Source organism: Geopseudomonas sagittaria (genome assembly GCF_900115715.1).
In the GTDB taxonomy this organism is placed as follows: Bacteria; Pseudomonadota; Gammaproteobacteria; order Pseudomonadales; family Pseudomonadaceae; genus Geopseudomonas; species Geopseudomonas sagittaria.
In genome coordinates this window covers 143,113-166,416 of record NZ_FOXM01000011.1, presented here as the reverse complement: position 1 = coordinate 166,416, position 23,304 = coordinate 143,113, and the positions used below count along the sequence as shown (strand labels likewise).

Annotated in this window: 21 protein-coding genes; 20 read left to right on the top strand and 1 reads right to left on the bottom strand. The window is 58.6% G+C overall.

Translation table 11 applies throughout. The annotated features are described in order from the left end of the window. Positions 1–148 precede the first annotated feature (148 nt). From BM297_RS14560 to BM297_RS14475, 19 genes are all read left to right on the top strand, one after another. Complete coding sequence (locus BM297_RS14560) at positions 149–901, top strand: hypothetical protein (RefSeq protein WP_092432749.1); 753 nt, start codon at positions 149–151, stop codon at positions 899–901. A gap of 190 nt (positions 902–1,091) precedes the next feature. Continuing rightward, positions 1,092–2,369 carry a Vi polysaccharide biosynthesis UDP-N-acetylglucosamine C-6 dehydrogenase TviB gene (tviB, locus tag BM297_RS14555; RefSeq protein WP_092432747.1) on the top strand — a complete coding sequence of 426 codons (1,278 nt, stop codon included), beginning with the start codon at positions 1,092–1,094 and terminating at the stop codon, positions 2,367–2,369. A 104-nt stretch (positions 2,370–2,473) separates the two neighbouring features. Beyond that, complete coding sequence (locus BM297_RS14550) at positions 2,474–3,499, top strand: NAD-dependent epimerase/dehydratase family protein (RefSeq protein ID WP_092432745.1); 1,026 nt, start codon at positions 2,474–2,476, stop codon at positions 3,497–3,499. Between the two features lie 11 nt (positions 3,500–3,510). Beyond that, positions 3,511–4,587, top strand: coding sequence for a dTDP-glucose 4,6-dehydratase (rfbB, locus tag BM297_RS14545; RefSeq protein WP_092432743.1), 1,077 nt, complete (start codon positions 3,511–3,513; stop codon positions 4,585–4,587). Further along, entirely contained in the window at positions 4,584–5,483 is a 900-nt protein-coding gene (gene rfbD, locus BM297_RS14540; protein WP_092432741.1) for a dTDP-4-dehydrorhamnose reductase, read from the top strand. Before rfbB ends, rfbD begins: the two co-directional genes overlap by 4 nt. Next, the gene (rfbA, locus tag BM297_RS14535) at positions 5,480–6,364 is read left to right on the top strand and encodes a glucose-1-phosphate thymidylyltransferase RfbA (protein WP_092432739.1); all 885 of its coding nucleotides are present in this window, start codon (positions 5,480–5,482) and stop codon (positions 6,362–6,364) included. The genes rfbD and rfbA overlap by 4 nt, the downstream gene beginning before the upstream one ends. Further along, entirely contained in the window at positions 6,361–6,984 is a 624-nt protein-coding gene (rfbC, locus tag BM297_RS14530) for a dTDP-4-dehydrorhamnose 3,5-epimerase (RefSeq protein WP_092432737.1), read from the top strand. The genes rfbA and rfbC overlap by 4 nt, the downstream gene beginning before the upstream one ends. Beyond that, the gene (locus BM297_RS22305) at positions 6,981–7,910 is read left to right on the top strand and encodes a WxcM-like domain-containing protein (RefSeq protein ID WP_092432736.1); all 930 of its coding nucleotides are present in this window, start codon (positions 6,981–6,983) and stop codon (positions 7,908–7,910) included. The genes rfbC and BM297_RS22305 overlap by 4 nt, the downstream gene beginning before the upstream one ends. A gap of 2 nt (positions 7,911–7,912) precedes the next feature. Beyond that, entirely contained in the window at positions 7,913–9,028 is a 1,116-nt protein-coding gene (locus tag BM297_RS14520; protein WP_092432734.1) for a DegT/DnrJ/EryC1/StrS family aminotransferase, read from the top strand. Then, a complete protein-coding gene (locus BM297_RS14515) occupies positions 9,025–10,530 on the top strand; it encodes an O-antigen translocase (RefSeq protein WP_092432732.1) in 1,506 nt (501 codons plus the stop codon). The genes BM297_RS14520 and BM297_RS14515 overlap by 4 nt, the downstream gene beginning before the upstream one ends. A 235-nt stretch (positions 10,531–10,765) precedes the next feature. After that, entirely contained in the window at positions 10,766–11,803 is a 1,038-nt protein-coding gene (locus BM297_RS21590) for a glycosyltransferase family 4 protein (RefSeq protein ID WP_139231061.1), read from the top strand. A gap of 149 nt (positions 11,804–11,952) precedes the next feature. After that, positions 11,953–12,939, top strand: a complete 987-nt coding sequence (locus BM297_RS22375; protein ID WP_175526659.1) for an EpsG family protein — start codon at positions 11,953–11,955, stop codon at positions 12,937–12,939. A gap of 10 nt (positions 12,940–12,949) precedes the next feature. Next, positions 12,950–13,867: a glycosyltransferase family 2 protein gene (locus BM297_RS14505; RefSeq protein ID WP_092432728.1), complete on the top strand. Its 918-nt coding sequence runs from the start codon at positions 12,950–12,952 to the stop codon at positions 13,865–13,867. A gap of 6 nt (positions 13,868–13,873) precedes the next feature. Continuing rightward, complete coding sequence (locus tag BM297_RS14500; RefSeq protein ID WP_092432726.1) at positions 13,874–14,956, top strand: glycosyltransferase family 4 protein; 1,083 nt, start codon at positions 13,874–13,876, stop codon at positions 14,954–14,956. A gap of 60 nt (positions 14,957–15,016) precedes the next feature. Then, positions 15,017–16,144, top strand: coding sequence for a glycosyltransferase family 4 protein (locus BM297_RS14495; RefSeq protein WP_092432724.1), 1,128 nt, complete (start codon positions 15,017–15,019; stop codon positions 16,142–16,144). Next, positions 16,141–16,734: a sugar transferase gene (locus tag BM297_RS14490; protein ID WP_092432722.1), complete on the top strand. Its 594-nt coding sequence runs from the start codon at positions 16,141–16,143 to the stop codon at positions 16,732–16,734. The genes BM297_RS14495 and BM297_RS14490 overlap by 4 nt, the downstream gene beginning before the upstream one ends. A 97-nt stretch (positions 16,735–16,831) precedes the next feature. Continuing rightward, positions 16,832–17,458 carry an acetyltransferase gene (locus BM297_RS14485; RefSeq protein WP_092432719.1) on the top strand — a complete coding sequence of 209 codons (627 nt, stop codon included), beginning with the start codon at positions 16,832–16,834 and terminating at the stop codon, positions 17,456–17,458. Positions 17,459–17,594: 136 nt separating this feature from the next. Next, entirely contained in the window at positions 17,595–18,770 is a 1,176-nt protein-coding gene (locus BM297_RS14480; protein ID WP_092432716.1) for a DegT/DnrJ/EryC1/StrS family aminotransferase, read from the top strand. A gap of 226 nt (positions 18,771–18,996) precedes the next feature. Then, positions 18,997–21,051, top strand: coding sequence for a polysaccharide biosynthesis protein (locus BM297_RS14475; protein ID WP_092432715.1), 2,055 nt, complete (start codon positions 18,997–18,999; stop codon positions 21,049–21,051). Between the two features lie 331 nt (positions 21,052–21,382). On the opposite strand, the gene BM297_RS14470 is transcribed toward BM297_RS14475, so the two are convergent. Continuing rightward, positions 21,383–22,732: an O-antigen ligase family protein gene (locus BM297_RS14470; protein ID WP_092432713.1), complete on the bottom strand. Its 1,350-nt coding sequence runs from the start codon at positions 22,730–22,732 to the stop codon at positions 21,383–21,385. Positions 22,733–22,899: 167 nt separating this feature from the next. On the opposite strand from BM297_RS14470, the gene BM297_RS14465 reads away from it, so the two are divergent. Next, positions 22,900–23,202, top strand: a complete 303-nt coding sequence (locus tag BM297_RS14465; protein WP_092432773.1) for a VanZ family protein — start codon at positions 22,900–22,902, stop codon at positions 23,200–23,202. The last annotated feature ends 102 nt before the right edge of the window (positions 23,203–23,304 follow it).

Sequence of the window (23,304 nt, the reverse complement as noted above, 5' to 3'; positions counted from 1 at the left end):
ACCACTTCGCCAAGCTCGGGCCCGCCACAAAACCAGACCACACCGCGCTCCTGTAGGAGGCGCGCCCTCGCGGCGAATGCGGGCCAACGGCCCGCCAAAAAACCCAAGACATCTCCCGAGCTCAAACCTCTCTCCCGACCAAGCCCCCATGCCCACAACCACCGCCCTCCCCAGCCGGCGCCGCTCGCGCTCGACCAGCGATTCGCCAACCGCGAACCCCGTCACCCAACGCCTGGCCATCCTGCTCATCATCGTCCTCAGCCTGCCGCTGCTGTTCATGGGCAGCCGCCTGCTGCTCGCCGGCATCGCGAGCTACCAAGCCGACGCCTTCCTGAGCGACTGGGAAAGCAAAGGCGAGGAACCCAGCGAGCACGCCTGGCAGATCGCCCATGAAGCCGCCCAGCGCGCCATCGACCTCTACCCCGTCGCCAACGGCGCCTACCAGCACCGCCTCGGCCTGATCCAGCAGTGGCAACAGTTCCGCCAGCCGTTTGGGGCATCGGAAGCCGAAGCCTCGCGCCGCGCAGCGCTCGAAGCCTTCCGCGCCGCCACCCAGGCACGCCCCACCTGGCCGGACCACTGGGCCGCCCTCGCCTACGCCAAGCTCTACCTGCTGGAGTTCGACGCCGAATTCCACTCAGCCCTGGCCCAAGCCAGAGAACTCGGCCCTTGGCGCATCGGCATCAACCGCCGCGTAGCGGAAATCGGCTTCATCGCCTGGCCGCAACTGGACGCAACCGAGCGCGAAAGCATTCTCGAATCCGCCCGCCGTACCGTCGCCTACAGCCCGCAGGAAGCCAAAAACCTACTGGCCATTGCCGAACGCACCGGCATGACCGACGAGCTCTGCGACAGCCTCAGCCACCAACTCAAAACCACCCGCAAGCTCTGCCCCCTGTAGGAGGCGCGCCCTCACGGCGATGCAGGCCACAGGCCCGCCAAAAAAATCCCCAACTTCTTGGCCCGGGGTCGGGCCTCCTACACAAGCGAGCACACCACCGCCCTGTAGGAGGCGCGCCCCCGCGGCGATGCGGGCCACAGGCCCGCCCCATATTACAAACCTCAGCACTCGACCAACCTGGATACCCACCATGCTCAACTTGGAAGACATCAAACTCGCCATCATCGGTCTCGGCTACGTCGGCCTGCCGCTCGCTGTCGAATTTGGCAAATACCGCTCCGTGGTGGGCTTCGACATCAACCAGCCGCGTATCGACGCGCTCAAGGCCGGCCATGACGCCACTCTGGAAGTCAGCGACGAGGAACTGAAGCAGGCCAATCAGCTCAGCTACAGCGCCAACCTCGACGACCTGAAAGCCTGCAACGTGTTCATCGTCACCGTGCCGACGCCGATCGACGAGCACAAGCAGCCCGACCTCACCCCGCTGGTCAAGGCCTCGCAAAGCATCGGCAAGGTGCTCAAGCAGGGCGACATCGTCATCTATGAATCCACCGTCTACCCCGGCGCCACCGAGGAAGACTGCGTGCCGGTGCTGGAGAAAGTCTCCGGTCTGAAGTTCAACGTCGACTTCTTCGCCGGCTACAGCCCCGAGCGCATCAACCCGGGCGACAAGGAACACCGCGTCACCACCATCAAGAAGGTCACCTCCGGCTCCACCCCGGAAGTCGCCGAACTGGTCGATGCCCTGTACGGCCAGGTCATCACCGCCGGTACCCACAAGGCCAGCAGCATCAAGGTCGCCGAGGCAGCCAAGGTCATCGAGAACACCCAGCGCGACCTCAACATCGCCCTGATCAACGAGCTGGCGATCATCTTCAACAAGATGGGCATCGACACCGAAGAGGTGCTCAAGGCCGCCGGCACCAAGTGGAACTTCCTGCCCTTCCGCCCCGGCCTGGTCGGTGGCCACTGCATCGGTGTCGACCCCTACTACCTGACCCACAAGGCGCAAAGCATCGGCTACCACCCGGAAATCATCCTCGCCGGTCGCCGCCTCAACGATGGCATGGGCGCCTATGTGGTCTCGCAGCTGGTCAAGGCCATGCTCAAGCGCCGCATCCACGTCGACGGCGCCCGCGTACTGGTCATGGGCCTGACCTTCAAGGAAAACTGCCCGGACCTGCGCAACACCCGCATCGTGGACATCGTCAGCGAACTGGCCGAGTACAACATCGCCGTCGACGTCTACGACCCGTGGGTCAGCGTCGAGGAAGCCCAGCACGAGTACGGCATCACCCCGGTGACCGAACCGGCGATCAACGCCTACGACGGCATCGTCCTCGCCGTAGCCCACAACGAGTTCCGCGCCCTGGGTGCCGACAACATCCGCAAACACGGCAAGGCCGAACACGTGCTCTACGACCTCAAATACCTGCTGAGCGCCGAAGAGTCCGACCTGCGCCTGTAAATTCCCTGGCCCCTGTAGGAGGCGCGCCCCCGCGGCGATTGCGGGCCACCGGCCCGCCCTCCTACACCTGCGCTCTGCTGCCCGCACAACCAGAACCGAGCCCCATGACCCGCTACGAACAACTCCTGCAAGAACTCCCCCAAGCCCCGAAATACTGGCTGATCACCGGCGTCGCCGGCTTCATCGGCTCCAACCTGCTGGAAACCCTGCTCAAGCTCGACCAGCGCGTGGTCGGCCTCGACAACTTTGCCACCGGCCACCAGCGCAACCTCGACGAAGTGCAAAACCTGGTCAGTGCCGAACAGTGGGCACGCTTCCAGTTCCTCCAGGGCGACATCCGCAATCTGGACGACTGCCACCAGGCCTGCGAAGGCGTCGACTTCGTCCTCCACCAGGCCGCTCTCGGTTCCGTCCCTCGCTCGATCAACGACCCGATCACCACCAACAGCGCCAACATCGACGGCTTCCTCAACATGCTGGTGGCTGCACGCAATGCCCAGGTGAAAAGCTTCACCTACGCCGCCAGCAGCTCCACCTACGGCGACCACCCCGGTCTGCCCAAGGTCGAGGACGTGATCGGCAAGCCGCTCTCCCCCTATGCAGTCACCAAATACGTCAACGAGCTGTATGCCGACGTCTTCGCCCGCACCTACGGTTTCACCACCATCGGCCTGCGCTACTTCAACGTGTTCGGCAAACGCCAGGACCCGGATGGCGCCTATGCCGCGGTGATCCCAAAGTGGACCGCAGCGATGATCAAGGGCGAGGACGTCTTCATCAACGGCGACGGCGAAACCAGCCGCGACTTCTGCTTCATCGAAAACACCGTACAGGCCAACCTGCTCGCCGCCACGGCCACCGACGAGGCTGCGCGCAATCAGGTCTACAACGTTGCCGTCAGCGGCCGTACCGACCTCAACCAGCTGTTCGCCGCCATCAGAGGCACGCTTGTCGAGAATGGCGTGAGCTATGCGAAGGACCCGGTCTACCGAGACTTCCGCGCCGGCGACGTGCGTCACTCGCAGGCCGACATCAGCAAGATCCAGCGCCTGCTCGGCTACGCACCACAGTACGACATCCAGGCCGGTATCGCCCAAGCCATGCCCTGGTACATCCGTTTTCTGAAGTAAGGCCACACTCCATGAAAATCCTCGTCACCGGCGGTGCCGGCTTCATCGGCTCGGCGGTCATTCGCCACATCATCCGCAACACCACCGACAGCGTAGTCAACCTCGACAAGCTGACCTATGCCGGCAACCTCGAATCCATGGCGGAAGTCAGCGCCAGCGAGCTCTACGCCTTCGAGCAGGTCGATATCTGCGACCGCGCTGAAGTCGAGCGGGTATTCCGCGAGCATCAGCCGAACGCCGTGATGCACCTGGCCGCCGAATCCCACGTCGACCGCTCCATCGACGGCCCGGCCGCATTCATCGAGACCAACATCGTTGGCACCTATACCTTGCTGGAAGTGGCCCGTCAGTACTGGCAAGGACTGGATGAGGCGCGCAAGGCCGCCTTCCGCTTCCACCACATCTCCACCGACGAGGTGTACGGCGACCTGGAGGACCCGCAGGAACTGTTCACCGAAACCACTCCCTACGCACCGAGCAGCCCCTACAGTGCCAGCAAGGCCAGCTCCGACCACCTGGTGCGCGCCTGGCGGCGCACCTACGGCCTGCCGACCCTGGTCACCAACTGCTCGAACAACTACGGCCCCTACCACTTCCCGGAAAAGCTCATCCCGCTGATGATCCTCAACGCTCTGGAAGGCAAGCCGCTGCCGGTCTACGGCAAGGGCAACCAGGTGCGCGACTGGCTGTACGTCGAGGACCATGCCCGCGCCCTGTACAAGGTGGTAACCGAGGGCGAGATCGGCGAGACCTACAACATCGGCGGCCACAACGAGAAACAGAACATCGAGGTCGTTCACACCCTCTGCGACCTGCTCGACGAGCTGCGCCCACAAGCCAATGGCAGCTCCTACCGCAGCCTGATCACCCACGTTCAGGACCGCCCCGGCCACGATCTGCGCTACGCCATCGACGCCAGCAAGATCCAGCGCGAACTCGGCTGGACTCCAGAGGAAACCTTCGAATCCGGCATCCGCAAGAGCGTCGAGTGGTATCTGAGCAACCCGGAATGGGTTGCTCACATCAAGAGCGGTGAATACCAGCAGTGGCTGGACAAGAACTACAGCACCCGGACCGCTCAGGGATGAAAATCCTCCTGCTCGGCAAGAACGGCCAGGTGGGCTGGGAGTTGCAGCGTGCCTTGGCACCGCTGGGCGAGATGATCGCCCTCGACCGTCAGAATGCAGCTGGCTTGTGCGGCGACCTGAGCAATCTCGATGCTCTGCGCCAGACCCTTCGCAGTCTGCGCCCAAATATCGTGGTCAACGCCGCCGCCTACACCGCCGTGGACAAGGCCGAAAGCGAGCCGGAGCTGGCACAGCTGATCAACGCCAAGGCACCGGCACTGCTCGCCGAGGAAATGCACCAGCTGGGTGGCTGGCTCGTGCACTACTCCACCGACTACGTGTTCGATGGCAGCGGCAACACGCCCTGGCAGGAAACCGATGCCGTCGCCCCGCTCAACCGTTACGGTCACAGCAAGCTGCTCGGCGAACAGGCAATCCAGGCTTCCGGTTGCCAGCACCTGATCTTCCGCACCAGCTGGGTGTATGGCGCCCACGGCAACAACTTTGCCAAGACCATGCTGCGGCTGGCCCGCGAACGTACTGAGTTGAAGGTCATCGATGACCAGTTTGGCGCACCGACCGGTGCCGAACTGCTGGCCGATGTGACGGCACATGCCTTGCGCAGCGCAATCGCCCTGCCGCAACTGGCAGGCCTGTACCAACTCACAGCAGGCGGCGAAACCACCTGGTTCGACTACGCCCGCTTCGTCATTGAGCAGGCACGAACTCTGGGAGAAACGCTGGCCGCTCAGGAAATAGCCCCCATACCGACCAGCGCCTACCCCACCCCGGCCCAGCGCCCGCATAACTCAAGGCTGGATACCCGCAAGCTACGCCAGAGCTTTGGTCTGCACCTGCCCAACTGGCAGGACGGCGTATCCCGCATGCTCAAGGAAGTCACAGGAAAACACGCATGAATTCGCGCAAAGGCATCATCCTCGCCGGCGGTTCCGGCACCCGTCTGCACCCCATCACCCTCGGCGTTTCCAAGCAACTGCTACCGATCTACGACAAGCCGATGATCTACTACCCGCTGTCGGTGCTGATGCTCGCCGGCATGCGCGAGATCCTGATCATCTCCACCCCGGAAGACCTGCCCAACTTCCGCAAGCTGCTCGGTGACGGCAGCCAGTTCGGCATCCAGCTCAGCTATGCCGAACAGCCTTCGCCGGATGGCCTGGCACAGGCCTTCATCATCGGTGAGGAGTTCATCGGCGACAGCAATGTGTGCCTGATCCTTGGCGACAATATCTTCTACGGCCAGCACTTCTCGGAAAACCTGCAGGCCGCCAGCCAACGTGAGCATGGCGCCACGGTGTTCGGCTACCACGTCGCCGACCCAGAGCGCTTTGGCGTGGTGGAGTTCGACAAAGACGGTCGCGCCATCAGCATCGAGGAAAAGCCAACGCAGCCTAAGTCCAACTACGCCGTCACCGGCCTGTACTTCTACGATAACCGCGTGGTCGATATCGCCAAGTCGATCAAGCCCTCCTCCCGCGGCGAGCTGGAAATCACCGACGTCAACCGTGTCTATCTGGAAGACCAGAGCCTCAACGTGGAAATGCTTGGCCGCGGCTTTGCCTGGTTGGATACCGGCACTCACGAGTCGCTGCTGGAGGCCGGACACTTCGTGCACACCATCGAACAGCGACAGGGCCTCAAGGTTGCCTGCCTGGAAGAGATCGCCTTCCACCAGGGCTGGCTCGCTGCCACGCAGCTGCGCGAACAGGCCGAACGCTTGAAGAAGACCGGCTATGGCCAGTACCTGCTCAACCTGCTCAAGGAAGCTGGCCAGTGAAGCTGATCCAGACCCGCATCCCCGATGTGGTGATCATCGAGCCGCAGGTGTTCGAAGACGAGCGAGGCTGGTTCATGGAAAGCTTCAACGAACGGAGCTTTCATCAGGAACTGCAGAAGCTAGGTCTGCCGATCCCCCGCCCCTTCGTGCAGGACAATCACTCCTGCTCGAAAAAGGGCGTACTACGCGGCCTGCACTACCAATTGCCGCCGCATGCCCAGGGTAAACTAGTGCGCGTCACTCAAGGCGCAGCCTTCGATGTGGCCGTGGATATCCGCGAGGGCTCGCCCACTTTCGGGCAGTGGGCTGGCGTAGAACTGAGCGCAGCCAATCGGCAGATGTTGTGGATTCCGGAAGGCTTCGCCCATGGTTTCGTCGCCCTCGAAAACAACACCCACTTCCACTACAAGACCACCGATTACTACGCCAAGGAATGCGAGGCGGCAATTCACTGGAATGACCCGCAATTAGCTGTTCATTGGCCGCAGCATGAGAAAGCTCTGCTCAACTCGAAGGACAACTTAGCACCTCTCTTTCGAGACGCGCTTAAAGCACCTATCGACCAACTAACTCATCCAGAACGCGCTGACATCACGCACTCCGGAGCAATTGCAGAATGAGCTATTTCATCCATCCCCTTGCCGACGTTCAAACAACGGAAATCGGCGAAAGCACTCGCATCTGGCAGTTCGTTGTTGCATTGCCGGAAGCTCGAATTGGCGCCGACGTCAATATCTGCTCGCATTGCCTGATCGAAAATGACGTCATTATCGGTGATCGGGTAACCGTGAAGAGCGGCGTGCAACTCTGGGATGGCCTTCGCGTCGGCAACGATGTCTTCATCGGCCCGAATGCCTCGTTCACCAACGACCGCTTTCCTCGCAGCCGCCAGCACCCTGGGAAATTCCTGGAAACCACGATTCAAGACAGTGTGTCGATAGGCGCGGGCGCTGTGATTCTGCCCGGGATCACGATCGGCGCGAAAGCGATGGTTGCGGCAGGCGCCGTAGTGACGCGCTCTGTCCCACCCAACGCAATCGTTGTGGGCAATCCCGCAAAAATTATTGGATACGTGGATACTGACCGCAGCACACCGGTTGCCGGTCCAACCGCCGAGCACAACGTAGGTGTAACAGAAACCAATGTTCATGGCGTCACGGTGCACAGATTTCCGCGTATCGCTGACATCCGCGGCAGTCTTACGGTTGGCGAGTTTGAGCGTACGATTCCTTTCTCTGTCAAGCGCTACTTCATGGTCTTCGATGTCCCGAGCCTCGAGACTCGCGGGGAACACGCACACCGAGAATGTCACCAATTTCTGATCTGCGTTCGAGGCAGCTGCGCGGTAGTTGCCGATGATGGTGCTAATCGGCAGGAATTCATGTTAGACCGTCCAGAAGTTGGCATTCACCTTCCACCGATGGTATGGGGCATCCAATACAAGTATTCACCAGACGCGGTTCTGATGGTTTTTGCCTCCCACTTTTACGATAGTGACGATTACATTCGGGACTACTCAGAATTCCTTACTTTGGTTGGAGCTTAATCGTGATTCCTTTTTTGAATCTACAAGAAATCAATTTAATTTGCCGCCAGGAAATGATCGAAGCCTGTACTCGGGTGATTGATTCCGGCTGGTATATCGCTGGCAACGAACTATCACGATTCGAAGCTGCGTTTGCAGAATATTGCAGCACCAATCACTGCATCGGCGTGGCCAATGGCCTGGACGCCCTGACCCTGACCCTCCGTGCCTGGAAGGAACTCGGCAAGCTCAAGGAAGGTGACGAGGTCATCGTCCCGGCCAATACCTATATTGCCAGCATCCTCGCCATCACCGAAAACCGCCTGACCCCGGTACTGGTCGAGCCGGACGAAGCTACCTTCAACCTCTGCCCGCGCAAGGCCGAGGCTGCCATTACCTCGCGTACCCGCGCCATTCTCCCCGTGCACCTGTACGGTCAACTGGCCGATATGCCGGCCCTGCTCGACATCGCCGAGCGCCACAACCTGCTGGTGCTCGAGGATTCGGCCCAAGCTCATGGTGCCAGTATCGGTGGCCGCAAGGCCGGTAACTGGGGAGATGCTTCTGGCTTCAGCTTCTACCCGGGCAAGAACCTAGGCGCCCTCGGCGATGCCGGTGCCATCACCACCAGCGACGACGAACTGGCGACTACGTTGCGCGCCCTGCGCAACTATGGCTCCCACGAGAAGTACAAGAACCTCTACCAGGGCGTAAACAGCCGCCTCGACGAAATCCAGGCTGCCATGTTGAGCGTCAAGCTCAAATACCTCGACGAACAAACCGCCCGGCGCCGAGAAATCGCTCGGCTGTACCTCGAAGGCATCGACAATCCAGCTATCCAACTTCCTCAATGCACCAACGAAGAACAACATGTCTGGCACCTTTTCGTGATCCGTTGCGAGCAACGCGCAGCGCTACAACAGCATCTGAGTGAATGCGGCGTGCAAACCCTGATCCACTACCCCCTCCCGCCGCACCAGCAGCAGGCTTATCCGCAGTGGAACAGCATGAATCGCCCACTGACCGAGCGCATTCATCAGGAGGTATTGAGTCTCCCGATCGGGCCGACTCTCACTGTCGAAGATGCAACCCTTGTCATTGAAGCCTGCAATCAGTTTAGAGCGGGCTCGCAACAGTGAGTGACAAGAAGTCATACCGCGATATCCTGCGCTCCTCGGCGATCATGGGCAGCGCCAACATGCTGGAGTACCTGGTTAGCCTGCTACGGGTGAAGATCGTTGCCATACTGCTGGGGCCGGCTGGCATCGGCCTAATCGGCCTGTACGCTTCGGTAACAAGTCTGTTGGGCACGGCTACCGGCCTTGGCATCACCAGCAGCGGAGTGCGCGAAGTTGCCCAAGCCTACAGCAAGGATGATCAGGAAGAAGCAGCTCGGATTGTTCGTATCCTACGCCGAGTCTGCTGGTGTACAGGCCTGGCTGGCTGGCTGGTGGCCATCGCCTTGGCGCAAACGCTTAGCGAACTGCTATTCGAGTCCGGCGAGCATGCATGGGCCATCGGCCTGCTCGGCAGCATACTTCTCCTGAGCTCAATCAGTAGTGGACAGAAATCCATTCTGCAGGGCCAGCGGCGGATTGGCGATATCGCCCGCATCAGCGTCATCAGCATGCTGCTCAATACATTGATCACCGTCGGCCTGTATTACTGGCTGCGCGAGCAGGGCATCGTGCCGGTACTTGTGGCCACAGCCGCCGTCTCGCTTGCGGTGTCCTTCTGGTTTTCACGCCGGATCAGTATCGCCCCCCTGAAGATTTCCTGGCAGGAAACCCTAACCCGGGCAAAGGGGCTGGCCGGCCTAGGCTCGGCCTTCATGATCAGCGCCCTCCTCACTGCAGGGGTGGACATGGCAACTCGCAGCCTTATTACCCGTGACTACGGCATCGAAGCTGCTGGTCTGTATCAGGCGTCGTGGGCCCTGTCCGGCCTGTTCGCCGGCTTTGTAATCAGTGCAATGGGCACCGATTTCTACCCTAGGCTAACAGCTGCCATTCAGGATCATGCAACGGCAAGGCAGTTGGTTAATGAGCAGACCGAGATTGGCATGCTGCTGGCACTACCTGGCCTGCTAGGGACCCTGGCATTTGCTCCTTTAGTCATGAGTGTTTTCTATAGTGACAGCTTTCTGCCTGCCGCAGAGCTGCTACCTTGGTTTCTGCTAGGAGTTTTTGGCAAGGTTCTTTCCTTTCCACTTGGCTTCATCCAGCTGGCCATGGGGGCCGGGCGCTGGTTCATCATCACAGAGGTCACGACCATTACTTTGCAAATGTTCATGATCTTCTGGATGGTGCCCCGGTTCGGTATCATCGGTGCAGCCTATGCTTTTGCGCTAACTTACTTTTTTTACACCTTACTGATGCTCTGGACTGCACGCCAGCTGATCGAATTCAGATGGGAGAGCGGGGCCAGGAAAGTTTTTTTTGCCGCCTCATTACTAATATCCAGCTCATTGGCGTCACGATTACTTCTAAACGAAATTGGCGCTATATTTTTTGGAACAGTCATTCTCATAGCAGGCGCAGCATTCTGCATAGTCGAACTCACAAAAATACTCGGCAACGAACACAGACTATCTAAATTCTTGAACAAAATGATACCCAAGACCGCCTCAAGGAAACTCTGAAAAAAACTTTCCAAAGTAGTGAAATAGGCCAGCATCCGCACTGTGCGCGCACCTAATACAGAACGAAGCGCTGTAGCGATCCAGCGATGGAGTAAACGCGCCGCAAAGTGAAAATATCGACCACTTTGCAGGACTTATACAACCAAACTTCTGCATCCATAGGACGGGGCGGAAAACGAGACCACTTCAGATCCTCACTAACCATACCCAAAACACCAAAGCTCAAAAAATCCACATGAATATTATTATACCAATTCTAGGTTTTGGCAAAGCCGGCGGATACAGAGTTTTATCAAAACTAGCCAATGAATTCATAAAGCAAGGCAACAGCGTAACATTTGTAACACCGGCATATGGAAAAACCCCATACTACCCAACCACCGCAAAAATCATTAACACGAAATCCCTATTCAGAGACACCCCAATAATTAGAGTGCTTTTCGGAATTATATCCATATGGCTTAGAATACTAAAAATGGAGAATGGCCACGTACTAGCCAATCACAACCTAACCGCATACATTGCATACGCACTCCCCAAGAAATTCAAAAAAACATATTACGTACAAGCATATGAAGTCAATCTCATGAGAAGCTTCCTAGGCAAGCTAGTTGCATATATATCTTATTTCCTACCAGTCAAGAAAATAGTCAACTCAGAAAAAATACTCCCGAGGTACTTTCACAAAATCTCCGGAACAGTTCCCGCAGGGATAGATCTCGAACTATTCTATAGAGAATCAAAAATCTACGATAAGTCCAAAAAAATAAGGATTGGATGCATAGGCCGAACAGAAAGATACAAGGGGACAAATGAAATAATTGAGGCCTTCTCATCCATAATAAAAAAATATGATGTCGAGCTAAACATTGCAGTTCACACCCCAAAAATACCAGACACAATAAAAGACTCAACAAAATCATTTAGCATATCTAGCGATAAAGAGCTTTCTGAATTTTACGACAAAAATGAAATAATTGTAGCAACGGGACTGATTGAAGATGGCGCCTTTCACTACCCATGCGCAGAAGGAATGGCTTCGGGCAAAATAGTAATCTCCAACTATTCCCCATTAGTTGAAGAGCAGCACAAAACACATGCCCAACTACAATTAAGAAAAATAACATCAAGCAAAATAGCAAAAGCTTTAGAGTATGCAATCAACATGACAGCCGACGAACAAAAACTCGAAACAGAAAAAAACAAAGAAATAATCTCAAAATACTCCTGGGAAATCGTAAGCAACGAAATGATAAAAATCATGAAAGCCTAGGCAATATCTGTATACCACTAATTAATCCACACGGATGAAGCGAAAACTCAGAACACTCATTAACCCCTAATCTTTTTTTCGTCAGCACAGACTTCAAATCGCCTCATCCACACAATGGATCAATCAGGCAAAACCCACCGAGGCATAAATTGATAGAACACCCCCAGCCACCCAAAAAAAACCATACAACTCACCTCCTACCCTTAATAGTTCTAGGAGTTGCATTTTATCAACCTTTCGGATTCAGCCCAGATTACTTTCAATACGAATATTTTTTCGACACACTAAGACAAGACATACCAGGAACAATTGAAACCAGCCGTTTTGAGCCAGCCTTCAAATACCTATCCAGCCTCTTGGTATTATTTTTTACCTCTGACGTCCTTGTTTTCTCCTTAATCGCCACAATCGCATTCTCCATAAAGTTAGCCACATTAAATAAATACGCTTGCGGATATGGGCTCCTGATAGCCATTACATTCTACACTTTTAGAATACTCCCACTTCATGAGCTCACACAACTACGAGCAGCACTGGCTTCATCTTTCATTGTCGTGGCATTTTTTCTCTCCTGCAGCGACCAAAGAAAAAAAACATTTATTTTTTTGCTCGCCGCATCCCTTTTCCATTTCTCAACCATATTAGTCGCGCCATTAATTTTGGCGCTAACCTTCAAATCCCTGAAAAACCCAAGAACACTAGCTTTAGCCGCAGCAATCATATACATAACGTCAGGCCTCATTATATCAATCGGAAACCAATACTTCCCATCCCTCCAGATGTACGAAACAAACCTACGCACTTCAGCAAACCCACTTTCACCTGTCGTAATACTTGAAGCATTAACAGCAATAGCATCCCTCGCTTTCTGGAAAAATCTTACAGAACCAATGCGCCGAGTAATAATACTCCAACTATTCGGCCTAGCCATTTACTACTCCTTTATTGACATACCAGTTATATCCAGCAGAGGTCGCGAGCTTTTTTCTGTTTTATGGATCTTCTTTTTAAGCGATCTTGTTGGAAGATCTCCATGGGTACAACTATTAGGGGGGGCCTTCGTTGCAACATCAATAGCACTATCAATTTACCTGTATTTTATTCTTGATTTCTTTAGCCCATACTATTTCTCGTAAGGAAAGAAAGTTGATCTCAGTAATTATAGTAAACTGGAATGCGGGGGCGTTACTGAAAAATGCAGTCTCCAGCCTCCAATCCCAACATCTTGTTGACGAAATCATCGTGGTGGACAACGGATCTACTGACAACTCTGCTGAGCTCGTCGAACATTTTGAAAAGATCAAACTGATCCGCACTGGTAAAAATCTTGGCTTTGCGGCGGCCTGTAATATCGGTGCAAATGGTTCAAAAAGCGAATACCTGATTTTTTTAAATCCAGATGCAACTGTAAACCAAGACACCTTAGAGAAAGCCTTGGCATACATGCAGAAGCCCGAAAACAGTGCAGTTGGCATCTGTGGAGTACAGCTAATAGATGAAAAAGGGAACATCTCTCGCAGCTGCGCAAAATTTCCATCAACATCAACATTAGCTGCTCACACGCTAGGACTTGACCGTATACTCCCTAAGTTTGGCTATGGCATGTCAGACTGGAACCACAACACAACAAAAAAAGTAGACCATGTAATTGGTGCATTCTATTTAATACGCCGAAAAATCTTTGAGGACGCTCATGGATTCGACGAGAGATTCTTTGTCTATCTAGAAGATCTAGATCTCTCTTACAGGGTAGCCACCGCAGGTTGGTCTAGCGTATATCTAGCGGATGTTCAAGCCTTTCATGCAGGGGGGGGGACATCCAATCAAGTGAAAGCCAAACGCTTGTTTTATTCCCTTAGAAGCAGGGTTCTATACGCATTCAAGCACCTCTCTTTTCTTAATGCCCTGCTTATTTTGCTGCTAACTTTCTTGGTTGAGCCACTCTCCCGCTCTGCTTACGCAATAGCGCGAGGCTCATGGCAAAATATAAAAGAGACATGGGTTGCCTATCTAATGTTGCTGACCTGGTTACCAAGATGGCTCATCAGCGGAAAAACTCGGTAGAGCCCGATGAAAATACTTTTGCTTTCAAAATACCCCCGCATGGGGGCTAGCAGTCGACTGCGCACGCTGCAGTACCTCCCCCATCTTGAAGAAAATGGCTTTGAAATAACCGTCAAAAGTCTTTTCGATGAAGATTATCTAAACATCCTTTACAAGCAAGGTCGACGCTCTTCAAAAAAAACAGCAAAACTCTACTTCAAGCACCTTATCTCCCTCTTTGGATTCTACAAATATGATTTAATTTGGATCGAAAAAGAAATCTTCCCATACCTCCCTGCTTTTGCAGAAAGAGCATTAAGCCTATTAGGGATGGCATATATAGTCGATTACGACGATGCCATTTTCCACAACTACGACCTATCCAACAACCAAGCAATCCGCAAAATCCTAGGCAGAAAAATCGACACAGTTAAGCGCCACTCAGCTTGTGTCATTGCCGGCAATAGCTACCTAGCAGCACGTGCTAAGTCCGCAGGCGCATCACGTATTGAGCTTGTTCCAACTGTTGTAGATCACACGCGCTATGTACCTCGGAGCGACTCTCTCCTCGATCGACCAGTGATCGGCTGGATTGGCTCTCCCTCCACGCAAAAATATGTAATTAACATTCGCGAAGCCTTGGCCAAGGCATGCCTATCCTATGGTGCTCGCCTGATGCTGGTCGGCGCGACACCGCAAGTGGCCTCCGAACTGCCCGGGCTGGATGTTGACGTAGTCCCTTGGAGCGAAGAAAGCGAAGCGGAGCTGATTCGGAAAATGGATATCGGCATCATGCCGCTTCCAGATGGCCCCTGGGAAAGGGGCAAGTGCGGCTACAAGCTGATTCAATATATGGCCTGCGCCGTACCTGTAATTGCATCGCCCATCGGGGTGAACACAGAAATTGTCGGCAGCAGCCAATCCGGTTTACTCGCCAGTAGTATGGCCGAGTGGGAAAATTCCTTGTTTCAGCTTCTAGAGTCAGCTGAACTCCGAAAACAATTTGGTACGGCTGGACGCGAGGCTGTCGAAAAAACTTATTCATTGCAGGTTCAAGCCTCCGTATTGAGCAGGATCTTCACCGAAACAGTTCAACAGAAGAGTGCATGAGCAATCTGCTCAGGCTTTTTACAAGAGCGCTTCACGGGAATTTCCCTATAGAGTTAAACCATGATCTTTCTTCTGATCGCCAGCTTTCCCGACTCCCTGCTGCACTTCCGCGGCCCGCTGCTGGATGCCCTGCTCACCCGCGGCCTGAACGTGCATGTGGCCGCGCCGGATCTACCAGTGGGTAGCTCGACTCGCCAGCAGCTGGAGGCAAAGGGCCTGCAGGTGCATGACATCCCATTGCGCCGTACTGGCATGAATCCCTTTGCCGACTTCACCACCCTGCTACACCTGCAACGGCTGATGCGTCGGATACAGCCTGACCATGTGCTGGGCTACACCATCAAACCGGTGATCTATGGTTCGCTAGCGGCCTTGCTGGCACGGGTGCCGCGTCGTTTCGCACTGATCACAGGGCTGGGTTATGCCTTCCAGGGCCAGGAGGATGGCGGCGACAGTCGCGGCCTGCTGCGTTCGCTAGTGCAGCGCCTGTATGGCGCGGCGCTGCATGGCACACACAAGGTGTTCTTCCAAAACCCGGACGATCAGGCGTTATTCCGCTCCTTGGGAATCCTCAAGCCGGCAACGCTTTCCTTCGTGGTCAACGGCTCTGGGGTCGATGTGGGTGAGTACACTGTGGCGCCGTTGCCGGCCGCGCCACGTTTTCTGCTGATTGCCCGCCTGCTCGGCGATAAGGGCGTGCGCGAGTATGTTGAGGCGGCTCGCCAAGTATGCGCCCGCCATCCCGAGGCGGTATTCAGCTTGGTCGGCTGGATCGACGAAAACCCGGATGCCATCAAGCAATACGAATTGGATGCCTGGGTGGCGGATGGCACAGTCGAATATATCGGTCGGCTCAAGGATGTCCGCCCGGCGATTGCCGATTGCCGCATCTATGTCCTCCCCTCCTACCGTGAAGGCACGCCGCGCACGGTACTGGAGGCCATGGCCATGGGGCGCCCCATCATCACTACCGATGCGCCGGGCTGCCGCGAGACGGTGGTAGATGGCGACAACGGTTTCCTGGTGCCGGTGAAGGCGGTGGATGAGCTGGCCGCAGCGATGCTGCGCTTCATCGAAGAACCGGAGCTGGCCGCCCGCATGGGTGCACGCTCGCGGCAGATTGCCGAAGAGAAGTACGATGTGCACCGGATCAACGCGGTGATGCTCAAGGAAATGGGAATTCAATGATCAAGCGCCTTTTCGACATCCTCGCCTCGGCCTGTGGCCTGCTGCTGCTCTCCCCGGTCATCGCCATCGTCGCCTGGCAGATCAGCCGCAAGCTGGGCTCGCCGGTGCTGTTCCGTCAGGTGCGTCCCGGCCTCAACGGCAAGCCGTTCGAGATGGTCAAGTTCCGCACCATGCGCGATGCGCTGGATGCCGACGGCAATCCGCTGCCGGACTCTGAGCGCATGACCCCGTTCGGCAGCTTCCTGCGCTCCAGCAGCCTGGATGAGCTGCCCGAGCTGTGGAACGTGCTCAAGGGCGACATGAGCCTGGTCGGCCCGCGCCCGCTGCTGATGGAATACCTGCCGCTCTACAGTCCCGAGCAGTACCGCCGCCACGAGGTGCGCCCCGGCGTGAGTGGCTGGGCGCAAGTCAACGGCCGCAATGCGCTGAGCTGGGAGGAGAAGTTCAAGTTGGATGTCTGGTACGTGGACAACCGCTCGCTCTGGCTGGATCTGAAGGTCATTTTCCTGACCCTCAAGAAGGTGGTGGTGCGCGAGGGCATCAGTGCCGAGGGCGAGGTGACCATGGCGAAGTTCACCGGGGCCAAGTAGATTGCGCCCCTGATCGACTCCACGCGGGGGCGTGGGGCGCATCGGCACCGACCATTTCCCCTCTGATTTTCCTTTCCTTTTTCTTGTGAGTTTGCACATGCAACGTTTGGCCATTCTCGGTGCCAGCGGGCACGGCAAGGTGGTAGCGGATACCGCCGAGTGCTGTGGCTGGACGACCGTGGAGTTTTTCGACGATGCCTGGCCGGAGCGCCAGAGCAATGGCGCCTGGGCGGTGACCGGCAATACCGAGGCGCTGCTTGATCGCCTCGACCAGTTCCATGGCGTGGTGGTGGCGATCGGCAACAACCGCATTCGCCACGACAAGCTGTTGACCCTGCAGGCGGCCGGGGGCCGCCTGGCGACGCTGATTCATCCGGCGGCTACCGTCAGCCGCTATGCGCGGATCGGTGCCGGCTCGGTGGTGTTTGCTGGCGCGGTGGTGAATGCCGATGCGCATATCGGCATGGGCGCCATTCTCAATACCGGCTGCAGCGTCGACCACGACTGCGTGCTGGGCGAAGCCGTGCATGTCAGTCCCGGCGCACGCCTGGCCGGTGGGGTGCAGGTGGGCGATCTGAGCTGGATCGGTATCGGCGCCAGCGTGCGCCAGCTGATCCGCATCGGCTCGCGCACGATGATCGGCGCCGGTGGCGTGGTGGTCAGCAATGTGCCGGACAAGGTGACTGCGGTCGGCGTGCCGACGCGGGTGCTGGTCGAGGCCTGACGCGCTTCGCTGCCAGAGCGCAGCTCTGCTCGGCACGAGCTATATGTTTGTTGAGCGGGCATGCGCCCGCAGCGCGGCGCGGGCATCGCTCCTGCGCCGACCTGAATTTTCTGCGTGTAATTGACGGGTACTGATCGTGCTGAATACAGCGTTCTCCCCCTGGCCCTCCTTTACCGAGGAAGAGGCCAATGCCGTTCGCGATGTGATTCTGTCCAACAAGGTCAACTACTGGACCGGGCAGGAGTGTCGCGAGTTTGAAAAGGAATTCGCCGCCTGGGCCGGCACCGAGCACGCCATCGCCCTGGCCAACGGCACGGTGGCGCTGGATGTGGCGCTGCAGGCGCTAGGCATCGGTGCCGGCGACGAGGTGGTGGTGACGCCGCGCACCTTCCTCGCTTCGGTGTCCAGCATCGTTAATGTCGGTGCGGTGCCGGTGTTCGCCGAGGTGGATGGCGATTCGCAGAACATCACCGCCGAGACCATCCGCGCGGTGCTGACGCCACGGACCCGCGCGGTGATCTGCGTGCATCTGGCCGGCTGGCCGTGCGACATGGACCCGATCATGGCGCTGGCCGCCGAGCATGACCTGAAGGTGATCGAGGACTGCGCCCAGGCCCATGGCGCGCAGTACAAGGGCCGCTCGGTAGGCAGCATCGGCCATGTCGGCGCCTGGTCGTTCTGCCAGGACAAGATCATGACCACCGGCGGCGAAGGCGGCATGGTCACCACCAACGACCGCGCGCTGTGGTCGAAGATGTGGTCGCTGAAGGATCACGGCAAGAGCTGGGAGGCGGTCTACGAGCGCCAGCATGCGCCGGGCTTCCGCTGGCTGCACGAGAGCTTCGGCACCAACTGGCGGATGCTGGAAGTGCAGGCGGTGATCGGTCGCATCCAGCTGCGCCGTATGGCCGACTGGCACGCCAGCCGCCTGGCCAATGCGCAGCAAATCTGGGACTGCGCCCGCCAGCTGCCTGCTCTGCGCGTGCCGACCATCCCCGAGGGCAGCGTGCATGCCGCCTACAAGTGCTATGTGTTCGTCGAGCCATCGCAGCTGAAGGCCGACTGGGATCGCGACCGCATCCTCAACGAGATCGCCGCGCGCGGTGTGCCGTGCTTCTCCGGCTCATGCTCCGAGGTGTACCTGGAGAAGGCCTTCGACGATACCGGCTGGCGTCCAGCCGAGCGTCTGCCGGTGGCCCGCGAGCTGGGCGAGACCAGCCTGATGTTCATGGTGCACCCAACCCTGACCACCGCGGAGATCGACAAGACCTGCGCGGTGCTGGCCGAGGTGATGGCTGCGGCGACCGCCTAGCGGATACACCGGCCATCGCCTCAAGACGGGGGAGACATCATTGCGGGGGGCTTTGTTGCACCCGCAAGTTGTCCGCTCGTCTGTTTTTTCCCCGCAAGCCCCTCTTACCAAGCGTGATGCATCTCTCGCTTATGCCGTCGCCCTGCTTTTAATGGCAAAATCGCGCACGCTTTGGCATAGAACTCTGTGCCTTGGTTCCGCCCGGCTTTTTTGAATGGACGTACTCATGAAAGGGAATTTGCCGTCGCTGCGTCAACGCCTATTGACGCTTCCCCGCAGCAACAAGCGCTTGCTGCAAGTCGCCGTCGATGTGCTGCTGATCTGGCTGGCGTTGTGGCTGGCGTTCTATATCCGTCTCGACGATATCAGCGTGATCCAGCCGTTCGGCGCGCACGCCTGGCTGTTCCTCGCCGCGCCGGCGGTGGCGCTGCCGCTGTTCATCCGCATGGGCATGTACCGCGCGGTGATGCGCTATCTGGGCAACGAGGCGCTGGTCTCCATTGCCAAGGCGGTGACCTTCTCGGCGCTGCTGCTGACCCTGGTGATCTTCCTCTACGGCGACACCCCGGCGCTGGTGCCCCGCTCGATCGTCTTCAACTACTGGTGGCTGAGCCTGCTGCTGATCGGCGGTCTGCGCGTGGCCATGCGCCAGTACTTCACCGGCGACTGGTTCAACCTGGCCACGCTGTCCTTCGTGCAGCAGGATGACAGCCAGCCGCGGGTGGCGATCTATGGCGCGGGCATCGCCGGCAACCAGTTGGCCAAGGCGCTGCGCATGGATCGCACCATGCGCCCGGTGGCCTTCATCGACGACGACCGCAGCCTGGCCCGGCGGGTGATTGCCGGGCTGCCGGTGTACCGGCCGCGGCATATCCAGCGGATGATCGAGGAAACCGGGGCGGAGGAGATCCTCCTGGCGATTCCGTCCGCCTCGCGCGCCCGCCGCCGCGAGATTCTCGAGATGCTCGAGCCGCTGCCGGTGCATGTGCGTTCGATGCCCGGCTTCATGGATCTGGCCAACGGCCGGGTCAAGGTCTCCGACCTGCAGGAGGTGGACATCGCCGACCTGCTCGGCCGCGATGCGGTGGAGCCGCAGGCGGAGCTGTTCGAGCGCTGCATCCGCGGCCAGGTGGTGATGGTGACCGGCGCCGGCGGTTCGATCGGCTCCGAGCTGTGCCGGCAGATCCTGGCCAGCGAGCCGACCACGCTGATCCTCTTCGAGCATTCGGAATTCAACCTGTACAGCATCCAGATCGAGCTGGAGCAGCGCATCCGTCAGGAGCAGCTCAAGCTGCGTCTGGTGCCGATCCTCGGCTCGGTGCGCAACGCCTCGCGGATGCTGGATGTGATGCGTAGCTGGCGGGTGGACACGGTGTATCACGCCGCGGCCTACAAGCATGTGCCGATGGTGGAGCACAACATCGCCGAGGGGGTGCTGAACAACACCCTGGGCACCCTGCATACCGCGCAGTCCGCGCTGCGCGCCGGGGTGCGCAACTTCGTGCTGATCTCCACCGACAAGGCGGTGCGCCCGACCAACGTGATGGGCAGCACCAAGCGCATGGCCGAGCTGGTGCTGCAGGCGCTCGCCGCCGAGAAGCAGGTGGCGCTCTACGACGTGCCGGGCGAGGCGCCGGTGACCAACCGCACGCGCTTCACCATGGTGCGCTTCGGCAACGTGCTGGGTTCGTCAGGCTCGGTGATTCCGCTGTTCCGCCAGCAGATCAAGCGCGGCGGTCCGATCACCGTGACCCACCCGGAAATCACCCGCTACTTCATGACCATCCCCGAAGCGGCGCAGTTGGTGATCCAGGCCGGCTCGATGGGCACTGGCGGCGACGTGTTCGTGCTGGACATGGGCGAGCCGGTGAAGATCGCCCAACTGGCGGAGAAGATGGTCCATCTCTCCGGCCTCAGCGTGCGCTCGAAACACAAGCCGGACGGCGACATCGCCATCGAGTTCAGCGGCCTGCGGCCGGGCGAGAAGCTCTACGAGGAGCTGCTGATCGGCGACAACGTGCTGCCCACCGAGCACTCGATGATCATGCGCGCCAACGAGGATCATCTGCCCTGGGAAGAACTCAAGGCGCTGCTCGCCCAGCTGATCGCGGCGATCAAGGTGGACGACTACCTGCAGGTACGCGAGCTGCTGCTGCAGTTGGTCAGTGGTTATACGCCGGATGCCGAGATCGTCGACCTGATCTATCGGCAGCGTGGTGGTGCCATCTCGATTCCGCAGGTTCCGGCGCGGCCGCAGGCGGTGGTGGCCAAGGTGTCGTGAGGGGTTGACGCGCGATAAGGATAGCCGGGGTGGATACTCCGGCTCATCCAGCCCTAAATACCGGACACAGCTCAAGCATCGAATCGACGCCCCATCCCTGCCCGATCATATCCAGCGCGTGGGTGTGCCCTTCTATACCCGACCAAACCAGCCCCGCACATCTGAACCTGCGTGATTCTCCGGGCGGTTCACCCTCAACGCCGGAATTCGCTTCGGCTCGAGCGCCTCTATTACCGAGCCCTGCTTCTGCGCGGCAGGCACACCACGCCTGCGGAGCACTCTTGTAGGCTCGCCGCCCTGGCGCGATCTGACTACGCAGTACGCCTGGATCTCACGCCACAGCCCTCTGCCGCCGGTTGCTGTGCTGGTTGGCCAGCACGGCGATGGCGCAGAGGGTCACGAAGGTCGCCGCGTTGGCCGGGATCTGCAGGTTGAAGTCGGTACTGGAGTGGATGCCGATGGCGATGATGCCCATCGCCGCGCCGAAGCCGACGCCGCTGCGGAACAGCGAGTCGCGCCGCCACAGCGCCTGCATCGCCCGCCACAGCGCCAGCAGGACGAAGGCGGCCAGGGGCAGGCCGCCGATCAGGCCGTATTCGATGGCGAACTGGATGTAGTCGTTGTGCGCGTGATCGAAGTGATTGCGGACGTCTTCCCCGGCATATTTCGGGAACACCGCCTCGAAGCTGCCGGCGCCCTGCCCGGTCACCAGCTTGTCCATCATCAGCGGCAGGGTGTAGGCGAACACGTCGTCGCGGATCTCGTTGGCCTGCTGCACTACCTGCCCTTCCACCACCACGTCGTTGAGACGGGTATCGACCAGTCGATCCTTGAGCTGCTCGAAGCCGAAGTACTGGCTGATCACCAGCATGTCGATGAGGATGATGCTGGCGAGGATCAGGCCATTGCGCAGCCGGTGTTCGCGGCTGAGCAGGATGAACACCGCGCCGACCACCATCAGACTGGCGAAGAAGGCCATGTTGCCCATCCGCGAGCGGGTCATCACCAGGGCGATCACCATCACCACCAGCGCCAGGCGCAGGCGGGCCTTGGGGCCCATCAGCATTTCGAGCAGATTCACCCAGCGAAACGGCTGGCCGTCGCGCAGGGCGAGCAACAGGCCGATGCCGCAGGCCAGGGTCATTTCCAGATAGCCGGCCAGGTGGTTGCGGTTGACGTAGGTGCCGCTGGCCACGCCCGAGTGACCGAAGCCCAGCGAGGCGAGCAGGCCCTGGCTGCCCGACAGGGTCATGAAGGCGCCATAGAAGGCCTGGAAGGTCCCGCTGACCACCAGCACGCTGAGCAGCAGGATCAAGCGCTGGCGGTTATGGAACAGGCTGACGATGAGCAGGAACAGCAGGCTGTAGGCGATGCCGAGCATCAGATACTGGAAGGTCGCCCCGACGTCGACGGTCAGCCCGCCGAGCCACTGCACCGCGACCCAGGCCTGGGCCAGCAGCAACAGGGCGAACATCGGCAGCGCCGGCTTGAGGGCCTTGCTCGCGGGCAAGGCATTGCGCAGCAGGGCGAAACCCCAGAGCCCGGCGAGCAGTCCGATCAGCGCCACGAACAGGCCCATCGACCAGTCGCGATTGCTGCCCAGGGGCAGCGGCAGACCAATCAGCAGGACCAGGACGGCAGCGGTCAGGAAACGCTCAAGGCGATTGGAAGTCTGGGGCATTGTGCGGGATCATCCGTGCTCGACCGCCCGAACCAGTGAGCGGGCGTCTGTCGTCTCAGAAAGGGACGGCAGTATAAGGAACATCCCCTCCTCCACCAACAGAATGGCATGCAATGTTCGACCGTATTCCCCGCCCGCTCTGGATACTGGCCTTCACGATCTGTCTGGTGAGTGTCCTGGCCCTGGCGCTGATGAAAAACCCCTCCGCGCTGCTCAACACCGGCTGGGACAAGGGCAACCACGTCCTGGCCTTCACCGTGCTCACCTTCCTGGGCCGCATGTCCTTCCCCGCCCAGCGCGTCCTGCTGCTGCTCGGCCTGCTGGCCTACGGCGTGCTGATCGAAAACCTGCAACTGATGACCGGCTACCGCTTCGGCGAATACCAGGACCTCGCCGCGGATGTGGTCGGCATGGTGCTGGGCTATCTGCTGGCGATACCGCTGATGCGCAGAGCACAGGAACAGTCTTGAGCCTTTGATGGCGGCCCTGCGCCCCGCATCGCCGCGAGGGCGCGCCTCCTACAGCTGCAGCGCGACTCCCGCTCTTGTAGGAGGCCCGACCTCGGGGCGAAG